This is a genomic window from Streptomyces erythrochromogenes (assembly GCF_036170895.1).
Classification (GTDB): domain Bacteria; phylum Actinomycetota; class Actinomycetes; order Streptomycetales; family Streptomycetaceae; genus Streptomyces; species Streptomyces erythrochromogenes.
In genome coordinates this window covers 5,153,111-5,167,231 of record NZ_CP108036.1, presented here as the reverse complement: position 1 = coordinate 5,167,231, position 14,121 = coordinate 5,153,111, and the positions used below count along the sequence as shown (strand labels likewise).

General features: G+C 71.2%; 13 protein-coding genes. 1 reads left to right on the top strand and 12 read right to left on the bottom strand.

Features of this window, described 5'->3' with window-relative positions; all coding sequences use genetic code 11:
- Positions 1–54: 54 nt before the first annotated feature.
- Positions 55–1,392: an MFS transporter gene (locus OHA91_RS23615; protein ID WP_328739961.1), complete on the top strand. Its 1,338-nt coding sequence runs from the start codon at positions 55–57 to the stop codon at positions 1,390–1,392.
- Here OHA91_RS23615 and OHA91_RS23610 read toward each other — a convergent pair.
- The 12 genes from OHA91_RS23610 to OHA91_RS23555 form a co-directional block, all read right to left on the bottom strand.
- The gene (locus OHA91_RS23610) at positions 1,322–2,119 is read right to left on the bottom strand and encodes a S16 family serine protease (protein WP_078959372.1); all 798 of its coding nucleotides are present in this window, start codon (positions 2,117–2,119) and stop codon (positions 1,322–1,324) included. The two genes, OHA91_RS23615 and OHA91_RS23610, sit on opposite strands and share 71 nt — an antisense overlap.
- Positions 2,120–2,291: 172 nt before the next feature.
- The gene (locus OHA91_RS23605; RefSeq protein ID WP_030662724.1) at positions 2,292–2,933 is read right to left on the bottom strand and encodes an IclR family transcriptional regulator; all 642 of its coding nucleotides are present in this window, start codon (positions 2,931–2,933) and stop codon (positions 2,292–2,294) included.
- Positions 2,934–3,282: 349 nt separating this feature from the next.
- A complete protein-coding gene (locus OHA91_RS23600) occupies positions 3,283–5,067 on the bottom strand; it encodes a DEAD/DEAH box helicase (RefSeq protein ID WP_031152385.1) in 1,785 nt (594 codons plus the stop codon).
- A 130-nt stretch (positions 5,068–5,197) separates the two neighbouring features.
- On the bottom strand, positions 5,198–5,593 hold the full coding sequence (locus OHA91_RS23595; RefSeq protein WP_031152386.1) for a type II toxin-antitoxin system death-on-curing family toxin: 396 nt from the start codon (positions 5,591–5,593) through the stop codon (positions 5,198–5,200).
- Positions 5,590–5,790, bottom strand: a complete 201-nt coding sequence (locus tag OHA91_RS23590) for a hypothetical protein (protein WP_031152388.1) — start codon at positions 5,788–5,790, stop codon at positions 5,590–5,592. Before OHA91_RS23590 ends, OHA91_RS23595 begins: the two co-directional genes overlap by 4 nt.
- Positions 5,791–5,845: 55 nt before the next feature.
- Positions 5,846–7,294, bottom strand: coding sequence for an MFS transporter (locus tag OHA91_RS23585; protein ID WP_266500810.1), 1,449 nt, complete (start codon positions 7,292–7,294; stop codon positions 5,846–5,848).
- 270 nt (positions 7,295–7,564) lie between these two features.
- Positions 7,565–8,110: a hypothetical protein gene (locus OHA91_RS23580; protein WP_328739960.1), complete on the bottom strand. Its 546-nt coding sequence runs from the start codon at positions 8,108–8,110 to the stop codon at positions 7,565–7,567.
- A complete protein-coding gene (locus OHA91_RS23575) occupies positions 8,110–10,395 on the bottom strand; it encodes a hypothetical protein (protein ID WP_328739959.1) in 2,286 nt (761 codons plus the stop codon). The genes OHA91_RS23580 and OHA91_RS23575 overlap by 1 nt, the downstream gene beginning before the upstream one ends.
- A gap of 14 nt (positions 10,396–10,409) precedes the next feature.
- Positions 10,410–10,835: a hypothetical protein gene (locus OHA91_RS23570; RefSeq protein WP_328739958.1), complete on the bottom strand. Its 426-nt coding sequence runs from the start codon at positions 10,833–10,835 to the stop codon at positions 10,410–10,412.
- 41 nt (positions 10,836–10,876) lie between these two features.
- The gene (gene mycP / locus OHA91_RS23565; RefSeq protein WP_328739957.1) at positions 10,877–12,040 is read right to left on the bottom strand and encodes a type VII secretion-associated serine protease mycosin; all 1,164 of its coding nucleotides are present in this window, start codon (positions 12,038–12,040) and stop codon (positions 10,877–10,879) included.
- 21 nt (positions 12,041–12,061) lie between these two features.
- Complete coding sequence (locus tag OHA91_RS23560; RefSeq protein ID WP_328739956.1) at positions 12,062–13,459, bottom strand: WXG100 family type VII secretion target; 1,398 nt, start codon at positions 13,457–13,459, stop codon at positions 12,062–12,064.
- Positions 13,460–13,497: 38 nt separating this feature from the next.
- A complete protein-coding gene (locus tag OHA91_RS23555; RefSeq protein WP_328739955.1) occupies positions 13,498–14,007 on the bottom strand; it encodes a hypothetical protein in 510 nt (169 codons plus the stop codon).
- Between the last annotated feature and the right edge of the window lie 114 nt (positions 14,008–14,121).

The window sequence follows — 14,121 nt, the reverse complement described above, 5'->3', positions numbered from 1 at the left end:
CGCACCGCGCACCGGCACACCGCGCGACCGCCACCGCACCCGAAGGAGTTCGCCGTGCCCTCCGCCGACCATGCCCCCAGCCAGGCCTTACGCCCCTCGAACCGCCGCCCGCTGGTCGCCGTACTGGCCGCCAACACCGTTTCCATAGCCGGGAGTTCACTCACCCTCATCGGCGTCCCGTGGTTCGTGCTCCAGACCACGGGCAGCGCCGGCCGGGCCGGGGTCGTCGCCTTCTGCGCCACCCTGCCCGTCATCGTGGCCGCCCTGGTCGGCGGACCGGTCATCGACCGGATCGGCCGCCGCCGGGTCTCCGCCGCCTCCGACCTGATCTGCGGCCTGTCGGTCGGCGCGATCCCGCTCCTGCACCACCTGGGCGTGCTGGAGTTCTGGATGCTGTGCGCGCTGATGGCCCTCGGCGGCCTCGTGCACACCCCCGGGCTGACCGCCCGGGGCGTGCTCCTGCCGAACCTCGCCGAGCACGCCGGCACCACCCTCGCCCGGGCCGCCAGCCTCTACGACGCGGTCTCGCGCGGGGCGCGGATGATCGGGGCCGCCGTGGCCGGCGTACTGATCGCGGCGTTCGGCGCCGAGACCGTGCTGCTGCTGGACGCGGCCACCTTCGGGGTGTCGGCGCTGCTCGTCGGCGCCTTCCTGCGCGGGGTCCCGGCCGCCGAGCCGCAACGGGCCGCGGGCAAGGTCTCGTTCGCCGCCTACCGCGCCGAACTCGGCGAGGGCTGGGCCTTCCTGGCCCGCTCCCGGCTGCTGCTGGGCATCACGGTGATGGTCATGATGACCAACGGCCTGGACCAGGGCTGGTCCTCGGTCCTGCTGCCCGTGCACGGCCGGGACGTCCTCGGCGGCGCCACCGCGATCGGCCTGATGGTCTCCCTCTTCGGCGGCTTCGCCCTGCTGGGCGCCCTGCTCTACGGGATGTGGGGCGAGCGGTTCCCCCGCCGGGCGGTGTTCGCGACGGCCTTCCTGGTGTCCGGCGCGACCCGGTACGCGGTGGCCGCGCTCACCGACACGACACTGCCGCTCGCGGTGACGATGGCGCTGGCCGGCCTGGGCGTGGGCATGCTGAACCCGATCCTGTCGACGGTCCTCTACGAGCGGGTGCCGGAGGAGCTGCGCAGCCGTGTCGCCGGGGTGACAACGGCGGGCTGCGAGCTGACCATGCCGATGGGCGGACTGGCGGCGGGCCTGCTCGTCGACGGCTTCGGCGTGGGCACCGCGCTGCTGCTCTTCGGCGGCACGTACCTGCTCACGACGCTCGCCCCGCTGGTCTTCCCGGCCTGGCGCGCGATGGAGTGCCAGCCGGAGGTCAGCAGGACGGGGCCGGCTCTCCCCGGTTCAGTGCGCGAAGAGCGTTCACCGCATCCGTCAGCGAAGTGACGGGCACCAGCTGCAACCCCTCGGGCAGCTCCGACTGGGCGTCCGCGCACTCGTCCCTCGGTACGAGGAACACGCTGGCCCCGTCGCGCCGCGCGGCCTGGGTCTTCAGGGCCACGCCGCCGACGGCGCCGACCTTGCCGTCGGCGGTGATGGTGCCCGTGCCGGCGATGTTGCGGCCGCCGGTGAGGTCACCGCCGCTGCCGTCGCCGTCGAGCTTGTCGATGATGCCGAGGGAGAAGAGGAGCCCGGCGCTCGGGCCGCCGACGTCGGCGAGGTTGAGTTCGACCTTCACGTCCTTGGGATCCTTGCGCAGGAAGCCGAGGGCGGCGTCGGCGGCGGCCGACTGCGACTTGGCCATTTCCTCCAGGTTGTGCTTCTCGATCTCCTCGTCGCTTCCGCCGGTGGAGTAGACGGCCTCCCGGGGCAGGACCGCCTGATCGGTCTTGAACCAGTGGCCGACGAGCTCGGGCAGCGTCATCGTCGAGGACGGACCGGTGGCCCGGATGGTGGTCATCCGCAGCTGGCCCTTGGTGTCCCGGACGGGTGCCCCGGAGACGGTGATGACGGGCTTGCCCTGGTCGGACCCCAGCACGTCGGCCGTCAGCCCGGGCACGGCGACCACGAAGGGCAGCGGCGCGAAGGCCGCTGCGGCGAACAGCCCGAGCACGGGCACGGCACAGACGGCCAGGGCGGCGGGACGCGGCAGACGTGTGAGGCGAGAGAGCACCCGCCCAATCTATCCGCCCCCGCCCCCGACCAGCCCCGCCGCACACTCCAGCCCCGCCGCACCATCCAGCCCCGCCGGCGTTTGAGGCTCGGGGGCCCGGGGGCAGCGCCCCCGCAACGGCGCCGCACCCGGCAACGCACAGCAGCCCGAGGGCGTCCGCCGGGCCCGCGGCCTAGCGAAGGGCGTCGGCGACCTCGCGCGCCGCGTCGACCACCCGCGGCCCGACCCGCTCCGGCACGGCGTCGGCCAGCATGACGACGCCGACGCTGCCCTCCAGCCCGCTGATGCCCACCAGCGGCGCCGCGGCCCCGCTGGCGCCCGCTTCGAGCTCGCCGTGGGTCAGCGTGTACCCCGGCTCGATGAGGGAGCCCTGACGGGCGGCCAGGATGGCCCGCCCGGCGGCGCCCCGGTCCAGCGGGTGACGGAAACCGGCCCGGTAGGCCACGTGGTAGTCCGTCCAGGTCGGCTCCACGACGGCGACGGCGAGCGCCTCGGTGCCGTCGACGAGGGTCAGGTGCGCGGTGGCGCCTATGTCCTCGGCGAGGGACCGCAGCGCGGGCAGGGCCGCCTCGCGCACGAGCGGGTGCACCTGTCGGCCCAGTCGCAGGACCCCGAGTCCGACCCTGGCCCGGCCGCCGAGGTCACGGCGGACCAGGGCGTGCTGTTCGAGGGTGGCGAGGAGCCGGTAGACGACCGTGCGGTTGACGCCGAGGCGGTTGGAGAGCTCGGTGACGGTCAGACCGTGGTCGGTGTCGGCGAGCAGTTTGAGGACTCTGAGCCCTCTGTCGAGAGTCTGGGAGGTTTCCGCGGTCACGACGCCTCTCCCTCTTTCGGTGAGCGGCGGTGACTCTCGAGGTGGCACGCCGCCGGTCCCACGGCGGCGCACAGGAGAGGCCGCCGGTAGCGGCCATTGCACCGGCTGCGCTCCCGCGGCGGCGCTGCCACGGTGCGTTCGATGCGGGGAATGTAGCGAGCAGGTCCGCTCAGCGGAAGGGCTCGTCCAGAATCCGGGCGCGAGCTACCTGTTTGTGCCGTTTCCTGATCGCCTCAAGTGTCGTTTCGTGACAACGATTCACACAGGCGCGGAGATGAGGGGACGAGCACGGGGTCCGTGCGAACCTCCGCACGGACCCCGTCACGCGTTCTGGGCGAACTCACCGCACTCACCGCATACGGGTCGCCCACTCCTGCACCTTCTTGATGCGTTCGCGGATCTGCCCCGCCGTCGCCTCCGCGCTCGGCGGCCCGCCGCAGACGCGCCGCAGCTCGGTGTGGATCACCCCGTGCGGCTTGCCGCTCTGGTGGACGTACGCGCCCACCATCGTGTTGAGCGACTTCCTCAGCTCCAGCAGTTCCTTGTGGGAAACCACGGGCCGCCGGTCGGCCGGCAGCTCCAGGAGGTCCGCCTCGGAGTCGGGCTTGCGCCGGCTGTGCGCGATCTGCCGGGACTGCCGCTTCTGCAGCAGCATCTGGACCTGGTCCGGCTCCAGCAGCCCGGGGATGCCGAGGTAGTCCTGCTCCTCCTCGCTGCCCGGGTGCGCCTGCATGCCGAACTCGGCGCCGTCGTACAGGACCCGGTCGAAGACGGCGTCGGACTCCAGCGCCTCGAAGGACATCTGCTCGTCCTCGCCGGTGTCCTCGTCCTCCTGCCGGTTCGCCTCGTCCATCTCCTTCTCGGACTCGGCGTACGGGTCCTCCTCGCCCTGCTTCTTCGGCTTGTCGAGCACGTGGTCGCGCTCGACCTCCATCTCGTTGGCGAAGCCGAGGAGGTAGGGGATGGTCGGAAGGAACACGGACGCCGTCTCCCCACGCCTGCGCGAGCGCACGAAGCGTCCGACGGCCTGGGCGAAGAACAGCGGGGTGGAGATGGTGGTCGCGTACACGCCGACCGCGAGGCGCGGTACGTCGACGCCCTCGGACACCATGCGGACCGCGACCATCCAGCGGTCGTCGTTCGCGCTGAAGGTGTCGATGTTCTTCGACGCCCCGGTGTCGTCGGAGAGCACCAGGGTCGCCTTCGTCCCGGTGATCTCCTTGATGAGCTTGGCGTACGCGCGCGCCGAGTCCTGGTCGGAGGCGATGACGAGGCCGCCCGCGTCCGGGATGCCCTTGCGGACCTCGGTGAGCCGCTGGTCGGCGGCGCGCAGCACGTTGGGCATCCAGTCGCCGCGCGGGTCCAGGGCCGTGCGCCAGGCCTGCGAGATGGCGTCCTTGGTCATCGGCTCGCCGAGCCGGGCGGCGATCTCGTCGCCTGCCTTGGTCCGCCAGCGCATGTTGCCGCTGTAGGAGAGGAAGATGACCGGCCGGACGACGCCGTCGCCGAGCGCGTTCCCGTAGCCGTAGGTGTAGTCGGCGGAGGACCGCCGGATCCCGTCGTTGCCCTCTTCGTAGGTCACGAACGGGATGGGGTTGGTGTCGGACCGGAAGGGCGTGCCGGTCAGCGCGAGGCGCCGGGTCGCCGGGTCGAAGGCCTCCAGGCAGGCCTCGCCCCAGGACTTCGAGTCGCCGGCGTGGTGGATCTCGTCGAGGATCACCAGGGTCTTGCGCTGCTCGCAGCGGTTGCGGTGGAGCATGGGGCGCACGCCGACACCGGCGTAGGTGACGGCGACGCCGTGGTAGTCCTTGCTGAGCGGACCCGCCGAGTACTCGGGGTCCAGCCGGATGCCTATCCGGGCCGCGGCCTCCGCCCACTGCTTCTTCAGGTGCTCGGTGGGCGCGACGACGGTCACCTGCTGCACCACGTGGTGGTGGAGCAGCCAGGAGGCGAGGGTCAGGGCGAAGGTGGTCTTGCCTGCGCCGGGGGTCGCGACGGCGAGGAAGTCCCGGGGCTGGTTCTGGATATAGCGGTCCAGCGCTCCCTGCTGCCAGGCACGCAGCTTGCTGGCGGTGCCCCACGGGGCACGGCCGGGGAAGGCGGGTGAGAGATGGTGGGAGGCGGTAGTAGTCACGGTCTCCGGTTCGTGCTCTCGGCGGCGGTCGTACGTAGGACAACCGGGCCACCTTACCGGGGCGGGCCCGCCCCTCGGGGAGGGACAGGCCCGTGACCTCGGGCGGTGCGGCGAGCGTCACACGCAGCCGTCACAGGGAGCGCAGCCGGCCGGCGATCCGGGCGATCTCCGTCTCGTGCCCGGCCGCCACGTCGATGACCAGGTCGTAGGCGAGCTCCTGGTCGGCGTCGGCGAGATCGATCCCGTTGACCGCCAGGAAGGTCGCGGCCGCAAGCCATGCGGTGCGCTTGTTCCCGTCGACGAGGGGGTGGTTGGCGGCGATGCCGTGGAGCAGCGCGGCGGCCTGCTCGTACGGGTCCTCGTAGGCGGGGGTCCCCAACATGCGCGCCCGGGGCCGGTGCACCGCGGACTCCAGCAGGCCGGGGGCGCGCAGCTCGACTGGCTGGTCCTGGGCCAGGCAGGCGTGGCCGGCGAGGTCCAGGACCTCGGCGAGCGTGAGGTGCCGCCGGCACTCGGTGGTGTTCACTCGCCGAGCCTCCTCAGGAGCGGGGCGTGCCGCTCGGCGAGCCGTCCGGCCGCTACCGCGACCTTCTCCCGCTCGGCCAGCAGGTGGGCCCGTACGGCCTCCCGTACGACGTCTTCGGGTGTGCGCCCGGTGGCATCGGCCAGATCGCCCAGCTCCGCCCACTCGGCGCCGGGAAGCCCGATGGTGATCTCGTTCATGGGTGGAAACGTAGCCGCCGGTCCGGGGTGGCGGCACCGGGGTTTTGCGGGAGGCTCAGCCCTTCGCGGGCTCCAGCCGGGTCGCGACCCACGCCCCCACCAGTGCCACGCACGCCATGGGCAGGAACACGGCCGCGAAGGCGGCGGGGTGCGAGGCGCCCGCCCCGCCGGCGGTCACCGCGTGCGCGGCCCCGACCGCTCCGCCGCCGAGCGAGGCGAAGGCGGCGCCCCCGGCGGCGAGCAGCACGACGTTCGCGAGTGCGTCGGAGATCTGCAGGGCGGCGGAGTTGGCGCCGACCTCCTGCGGTGCGGACAGCTTCAGCAGGAGCACGCTCGTGGAGCCGATCACCAGGCCCATCCCGAGGCATCCCACGGCCCAGGCCAGCGCCAGCGTCCACACGGGGACGGACTCGATGAGCACGGCGGGCGCGGCGGCGATGGCCAGCGCCACCAGTACCATGCCGATCACCATCAGCCGTTGCCGGTAGGGGGCCGTCCGCCCCTGCGACTGCACCCACGAGCCGCCCGCCCAGGTCACGCCGCCCAGCGCGAGGGAGAAGCCGGCCATCGTCGGGCTGAGCCCCCGCTGGGTGACCAGCATCAGCGGCACGAAGCTCTCGGCGGCGATGAACGCCCCCGCGGCGACCCCGCGCAGCAGCACCACGGACGGCAGCCCGCGCCGGGCCATGTACGTCCCGCGCGGCAGCAACCCCAGCACGGCCGGGACCAGCAGGGCCGCGCCGGCGATGCCCGGTACGAGCGAGAGCCACCGCAGGTCCTGGGCGGCGTACTGGAGCAGGCCCGCGCCGACGGAGATCCCGAGCGCCAGCCGGATCCGCCGCCGGTCGAAGGCCGCGGGCTCGCCGCCCACGGGACCGGAGGCGCTGCGCCGTATGGCGGGCAGCGCGAGGACGAGGGGGACGACGACGAGCACGGGTATGCCGAGGAACACCCACCGCCAGCCGAGGTGCTCGGTGACCGTGCCGGAGGCGAGCGGCCCGACGATGGAGGGGACGACCCAGCTGGCGGCGAAGGCGGCCATGATCGCGGGCCGCAGCCGCTCTTCGTAGGCCCGGCTGACGACGACGTACAGCGCGACGATCACCAGTCCGCCGCCGAGGCCCTGCACGGCGCGGCCGAGGACGAACAGCCACATGGCGCCGGCGGTCCCGGAGACCACGAGCCCCGAGGCGAAGGCGGCGATCCCTACGGTCAGCGGCTTGAGCGGCCCCTGCCGGTCGGCCCACTGCCCGGACAGGACCATGCCGAAGAGGCTGGTCGTGAAGTAGGCGGAGAAGGCGAAGGCGTACAGCCCGATCCCGTCGAGCTCGCGGGCGGCGACGGGCATGGCCGTGCCGACGGCGGTCGCCTCGAAGGCGATGAGGAAGACGACGGAGATGATCCCGATGCTGAGCGTCCGGTACGCGGGCCCCATGACCCCGCCCTGCGGCGGGGTCGGGAGGGGTGCGGTTCTCTGGGGCACGCGGGGTTCGAGGGCGCTCATCGCCCCAGCGTAAGGTGCACAGCCCCGTTTCGACCCTGTCCGTTCGACCGATCCCGGCCTCGGCCCCGGGTCCTAGGACCCGGCCCGTCCGTGAACGCGGCATGGCAGCCCTGTTGCATCCCGGGCCGTCTCCTTCCCCGTCCCGCGACCGCCCGCGTACGGTCGAGGACATCACCACGGCCGTGTGCCCGGTCTCCCGGCCACGGCGCCGGGGCGGAGGCCGCCCGGGGGCAGGCGCACCCCCGGGCGGCCTCGGTCTTCCCGGGCCGGCTAGGAGCCGCAGCGGGTCTGCTGCCGCGCCGACTCCATGAACTTTTTCATCAGAGCGGCGAACGCGGGGCGCCGCTGCTCCTGCTTCAGCCCGTCCGGCACGGCATCGATGAACAACGTGAGGTCGAAGGTTTCCGTGGGCCCCGTGCAGCCGAGAACAACGGCGGCCCCGCTGTCCCACAGCCTGCTGTTGCCTGCGTAGGGCAGCTCGTCGGGGTCGTGCTTCTCGACCTCGGAGCCCCAGGTGACCTCCTGCCCCGCAGGTCTGCGCTCCGCCGTGGCGGTCCAGCGGGGCTTGCCGTCGACATCGATGTTGCAGATCGCCTTGGTCCGGCTCGCGGTCAGGCGGAGGTCTCCCGGCGAGTCGACCCGCGCCTCGTCACCGGTACCCATGAAGGGCGCGAGCTCGGCCGGAGTGAACACCCCGAAGCAGGTGGACGAGGGCAGCTCGGGCGCGGCCGACGCCTTGCCGTCCGAGCAGCCGGCCAGCAGTGCCGTTCCGAGGGCAACGGCGACTACCGCGGACGGAACGCGCGCTCCGGACATCAGGATCCGCCGTTCATGGTCGCCACGAGGCCCCGTCCCACCGAGTGCGCGTTCGCCGTCTCGGTGGATGCCTCACCCGCGTATGAGTTGACCGTCCGCTCGGACAGACCCGACCCCCGCGCCGCGATGCGCACCGAGTCGGCGGCAGCGGTCGACGCGGCCGTCTGTGACCTCGTGAAGTCGGTCCCCGCTTGCTGATTGCTGCCCTCGACCTTCTTCGCGATGTCCTCCTTCGCACCCTCGACCACGCTCGCCGCGATGTCCTCCTGCAGTGCCCCCACGACGTCCCCGGCGAGGGGTACGAGTTCGAGGTACTTTCCGCCTGCCGCACTGATGCCCCGGTTGACCCACTTGGCGTTCTCCTCGACGCCCTTGACGTACTCCTCCACCTTGTGGGCATTCGCGCCGAATGTTCCCTCGGCTCGGGCTTGGGCCAGCATGCCGGCGACCTCTCCGCCCGGATGCACGGCGACCCTGATCGCCGCGTCGACATCGGCGTACTCGCCCCGATGGGCGAACACGTCGTTGACCAGCACGGTGGTGAAGGTCCGCTGCGCCGTGGTCATCGCGCCGTAGGCGTCCGGGTCCTGGCCCACCGCCCCGATGAACCTGGCCATGCCGGCCTTGTCGAACTCGGCCATCACTCCGTTGGCCTTGATCGTGCGGCTGTTGTTGTCCGCGGCTGCCTGGATGTCCGGCATGTACTCCGCCGCCATCTGCCCGAAGTGCCCGGACAGGCCGTTCAGCGGACCCTCCGGGTCCCCCGGCTTCGCGTCGACCAGTTCCGGCTTGTCGCCGATCTTCTCGACGATCCGCTCCATGACCGCCGCCATCTCCTTGGTGTGCGCGACCGGCGGCGCGTCCTCGTCGCCGGGGCCGCGGTGGGAGACGGCCGCCATCAAGGCGTCGCCGAGTGCCTGGTGGGCCGGGCGGAGATCGCCGGTCGGGGTGATGTCGAAGCCGTCCATGTACGGCTTCTTGTCGAGCATGTAGTCGACCATGCCCCGGTCCTTGCCGTGCTGGCCGCCGACCGGCTTGTCGTCCTTCGTGACGATGCCGTCCTTGTTGCTGTCCTCCCGGACCGGCTCGTTGAAGAACGCCGTCGCCGCGTCCGGGTTGTTGCCCAGCGCCTCCATGAGCCCGGTCAGCGGGTAGAAACCGCGGCCGCCCTCCGGACCCTGGTTCAGTACGGTCTCCAGGCCGATCGGCGTGTGGAACTCCCAGCCGTCCGGGTCCTTGCGGTCCATGGCGATCATGTCCCGGCCGACCGAGGTCAGGAACTCGGTGTCGTACTTCCCCTCGCGCAGCAGCGCACCGAGCGCCTGGTAGCCGTAGATCTGCCGGACGCCGCCGAAGACGTCCATCTCCTTGCGTCCGGCCTTCATCAGCTGGGCCGTCCAGGCCGCGTCGAGGTGGCCCGGGACGTCCTTGTGGGTGGCGAGGCCGAGCATCGCGCCCATGTCGCTCTGGATGTTCGCGACCATCAGCGCCCGGTCCTTGCCGGCTGCGCCCAGGCTCGTCGCGTCCAGGGACATCGCGGAGTACATCTGCAGGGTGCCTTCGGCGCCGATGGTCCGGAACAGGCCCGTCGAGAACTCGGGGTCCTCGCGGTTGTCGTCGAGCAGCTCCTCCAGCTCGCGCAGCGCCTCGACGTTGCGGGCCGTGCCGCCCGGGCCGGTGACCTTCTTCATCAGGTCGGCGGCGCGGGAGGCCTGTTCGGCGTCGAGGGTGGTGAACTTCGGTCCGCTGAAGTCGTGTTCGTCCGTCGCGTTCGCCCCGAGCACGCGGACCAGGGAGTCGTCGGCGTCCTGGGCGTTCTCCACGGCCCGGTCGACCCGGGACTGCCAGGCGTTGCGGTTCGCGGTGAGGGTCTGCTGGTAGTCGGGGTCGTGGCGGGCCGCGTTCCGTTCGGCCTCGGTGGGCAGGGGGACGGCGCTGACCCGCCCGGTGGCGTCGATCCGGAAGCCGGCTGCCGGGGCCTCTGCGGCGAGCCTCTTCAGCTCGTCCTGGGCGGCCTTGAAGGTGGCGTGCGCGTCGGCGAGGACCAGGTGCATCCCCTTGGCCGCCTTGGCCGCGTCCTCGAACTCCTTGGCCGTCTTGTCGACGAACCCGCGCGCCACCCCGGCGGTGACCCCGCTCCACTCGGCCTTGTCGGACTTCGCCTTCATGCCGTTGCGGGCGTCCTCGGCCATCTCGTCCAGCTTGCCGGCCATGGCCGTCCAGTCGGTGATCGCAGTCTGGAGCTTGTCCAGGGGCGCGTTCATCACGTTCTCGTACGTCAGCATGCGGAACGCCTCGCCTACTTCAGGTACTTGTCGATGGCGGACGCCGTGAAATCCGCGTGGAGCTGCTGCTCGTCCTTGGCGTGGGAGGAGAGCGAGTAGTTCAGGCCGTTGGAGACGGTGGCGCAGGCGGCCACGAGGGTCTTCACCTGGGTCTCCCAGAGGTTGCCGGCCTTGAGCAGGGCGGCCCCGCTCGCGAACCCCTCCCGGGTGAGGGCCGCGGCGGCCTCGGCGGTCGCGGTGGCGGCGTGCTTGCCGTCGGTCTGGAGGCGGGAGTGCAGCTTGTACGCCTCGGAGCCGACGGCTCCGATCTGGTCCTGGTCGAGCGCGAGATCGGCGCCGCCGGCTCCGCCCCCGGGGTCGGCCGGGGCCTGGTTGAGCCGCATGGTGACGCCGGCGGCGGCCGTGGCGCGAGCCGCCGACCACTCCTCGTCGAACGACATCGCGTGAACCTCCGGGTCGGAAGGGGTCGGATCGGATCAGATCAACGGTTGCGGCGAACGACGACCGCGGTCACGGCCCCACCGATGAGCACACACGCCCCGAGCCCCAGCCCGACCCACAGGAGTGAGCTGCCGCCCTTCTTCTCCTCGGCGGCCTGCGGGGCGGGGGGCTTGGACGACGACGCGGCGTCGGGCGAGGCGGGCTTGGCCCCTGCCTGGGATGCGGCGGCCAGGTCGGGCAGAGGATAGACATCGGCAGGACCGGGATCCCCGGGCGTCTGCAACGCGACCCGGGGCCGGACGATGCCGTAGCCGACGTAGTCGTTGCGCTGAGACCCGTCGACGGGCTTGCCCGCGTTGTTCAGGAGGACACGCAGGACCTGGTTGTTGGTCCACTCGGGGTGCGCGGACCAGAGCAGGGCGGCGGAGGCGGAGGCGAGGGCGGAGGCGTCACTGGTTCCGTGGCTGGTACAGAGGCCCGTCTTCGACGTGCAAGCCGTCACAATGTCCATACCGGGCGCGGCCAGATCCACCTGTGGCCCGTGCTGTGACTCCTTCGTCGGTTCGCCTGAAGAATCCACCGCTCCAACACCCACCACTCCCGGGGTCCCGGCTGGGTAGGCGAGCTCATTGGTCGAATCGCCATAATTGCCAACGGCGGCAAAGATCAGCTTGCCTTTGGACAAGGCGTACTTCACCGCTTCAGCCCTCGCGCGGTCATCCTCGGGTGTTCCATCGATCCCTAGGGACATGTTGATGATCTTGGCATCAGAGTCGGCCGCGTACCGGATTGCCGCAACCCACGTTGGCGTTGCCTTTTCATTGTTGTCAACGAGGATTGGGAGAATCTTGGCACCAGGAGCCAAGCCATAGCCGCCGTCACCGCTCGGGTGCTTCCCCGTTCCGGCGATCAGGGCGGCCATGGTTGTACCGTGGCTGCCCTTGTCGGTAGGCCCGTCGCCACCTTTGATGGTGAACCGCTTTCCCGGGACGAGCTGCCCTGCCAATTCGGGGATTTCCCTGACCCCGTCGTCGATCACCGCGACGGTGACACCCTTGCCCGTGCTGATCTTCCAGGTCTCGTCGGCCTTCATCGCGTCGAGATGCCACTGCTGCGATCGGATGGTCTCCGCGTGGGCCGGAGTCGCGGCGACCCCGGCCAGCAGAAGGCCCACCAGGCCAGCGGTCGCCTTGCGCATGTGCATCCCGTGCAACGTCCGTTCTGCTCAGTCGATCACCGGCGGGACAACACGACGGTTGCCCTGCCAGGTCTCTTCGTCCTCGGCCAGGTAGTCGGGGCGTTCGCTCCCCTGGTCGTCCCGGCGCCGGCCCGGAGTCTGGGTACCCGCGTGGCCCATGGCACCCGCACCGTTGCGCACGAGACCCGAACCGCCCTGGGTGAACGGCTGGCCCGCCGCAATCGGGCGACCGACCGCACCGGCCTGACGCCCCCCGACGACGCCTCCGGGCTCCGACGCCAGTCGGCGTCCGACGGGGGAGCCTAGCTGGCTGCCTCCGTAGTGGCCGCCGGCACCATGGCCCATACCGCCGCCCATGGGACGACCTGCCTGAGAACCCTCGCCGATGACCGTGCCGCGCGGGATACCCGAGCTCGGGCCGGTGGAAGTCACCGGACGGCCGCCAGTGATGCCAGCGTCACGCGGGGGCATGCCTGGTGTGCCGATCATCTTGCCGCCCGGAAGGCCGGGACCGACCGTACCCGGGTACGGGCCGATACCCGAGCCGGTGGCGAACGGCCCAGGTCCACCCTTGAGCCCGCCTACCGGCGGAAGGGTCACAGGCGGGACGAGCGGGCCCGGAGTGGGTCCCACCAGGCTCGTCGTCGGCGGGGGCCCGGGTGTGGTCGTCACCGTCGGCGTGGTCAGCGGCGGAAGCGTGGCGACGGCGTCGAGGTCTACGTCCACGTGGCGATCAGGGGTAGCCGGCACGGAGACCGCCGGAAGCACGTCGTCCGTCTTCGACTGGTACCCGGGCACCGAGCCCGGGTCGTTCGTAGAACCGTTGCTACCTGACGCCGAACCCCCCGAGTAACTCGCCGGTCCGGAACCACCCCCCGAACGTCCCCGTTCCATATCGGTGGAGTAATCCGGCGGCACGAACACCTGCGGAGGCGGCGGGAACGTCGGGATCGTCGCCTTGTCCATCTGTGCCGACGACTGCTCGTACGACCCGGACAGCTTGTTCATCGCGTCCACGGCACGCGCGTGGTCACCGCTCAGCTTCGACCAAGCCTCCTGGCCAAGCTGCACCGCGTCCGGGTCGTTGTGGTACTCACGGGACGTGGCGAGGTCCTCCTTGAGGCTCGCCTCCGCCGACGCGCTGTACTTCGGCATGTCGCCGGTGCCGTTCTTCGGCTTGACCTCGCGCATGACCTGGGCCGTCTGCGTCAGGTACTTGCCGCCCGCCTCGCTGTAGTCGGCCAGGACCAGCGTGGCGCTTCCCGCCTGGTTCACCCAGTTCTGGAACGCCTCGGCCGCCTCGCCCTCCCAGCCCTTGACCTTGTGTTTCTTGAGCTTTTCGCCGATCTCCTTGATGGTCTTGGCGGCCTCGGTGAGCTGCGTTCCTCGAGCGCTGACCGCCTCGTCGTCGAGCGCTGCGATCATCGCGTAGAGCTGTGCGTGCGTGTAACTCTCGAATCCGCTCATCCGTAGACAGCCCCCTTCTTCCCGTTCGGCTCCGAGCTGACGCCCTTCTCTTCCGTGTACGGGTCACGCTCCGGAACGTACTCGTCGCGGGCTTGTTTGGAGATGACGGCCATGCGCCGCCTCGTCTCCTCGTCCACCTCGCTGTAGCCCTTGCCGGCGGACTGGACGGCGATACCCAGGGCCTCGATCTGCACCGCCAGCCCCTTCGACAGCTTCTGCAGCTCCGAGTGGACGGTGGTGTAGGACTTGTTGAGCTTCTCGGCCGCAGGGAAGCCTGTGCCCAGGACTCCGGCCGGCATCGTGCCGTCCGCCAGGGTGCCGTGGTGCGCCGGGGAATCCTGAAGCTTCGTCAGGAGGCCGTCCACCAGCTTCTGGTAGTCCTTCATGTCGTCGTACTGGATCTGCAGGGCCGCGGCCCGCGCCTGGGCTTCTGCCTGGGCTCTGATCGACGCCGCGACATCCCCCGAGAGGCCTACCGCCAGAATCCCGCCGTTGTCTTCCGCCACGATGGTCTCCCCGACTCCCCGTCCCCGTTCGCACCCGTTCGCACGTGCGCGCGCACACTCTCGTCGATCACTCTAGCGACCGGCACCGACAGCCCCAAGTCCGGGTTGCACGTG

Coding starts and splice junctions, on each gene's coding strand:
- OHA91_RS23580 (WP_328739960.1), bottom strand. CDS start 8,110: ATGTCCGGAGCGCGCGTTCCGTCCGCGGTAGTCGCCGTTGCCCTCGGA.
- OHA91_RS23585 (WP_266500810.1), bottom strand. CDS start 7,294: ATGAGCGCCCTCGAACCCCGCGTGCCCCAGAGAACCGCACCCCTCCCG.
- OHA91_RS23570 (WP_328739958.1), bottom strand. CDS start 10,835: ATGTCGTTCGACGAGGAGTGGTCGGCGGCTCGCGCCACGGCCGCCGCC.
- OHA91_RS23590 (WP_031152388.1), bottom strand. CDS start 5,790: ATGAACGAGATCACCATCGGGCTTCCCGGCGCCGAGTGGGCGGAGCTG.
- OHA91_RS23560 (WP_328739956.1), bottom strand. CDS start 13,459: ATGATCGCAGCGCTCGACGACGAGGCGGTCAGCGCTCGAGGAACGCAG.
- OHA91_RS23575 (WP_328739959.1), bottom strand. CDS start 10,395: ATGCTGACGTACGAGAACGTGATGAACGCGCCCCTGGACAAGCTCCAG.
- mycP (WP_328739957.1), bottom strand. CDS start 12,040: ATGCACATGCGCAAGGCGACCGCTGGCCTGGTGGGCCTTCTGCTGGCC.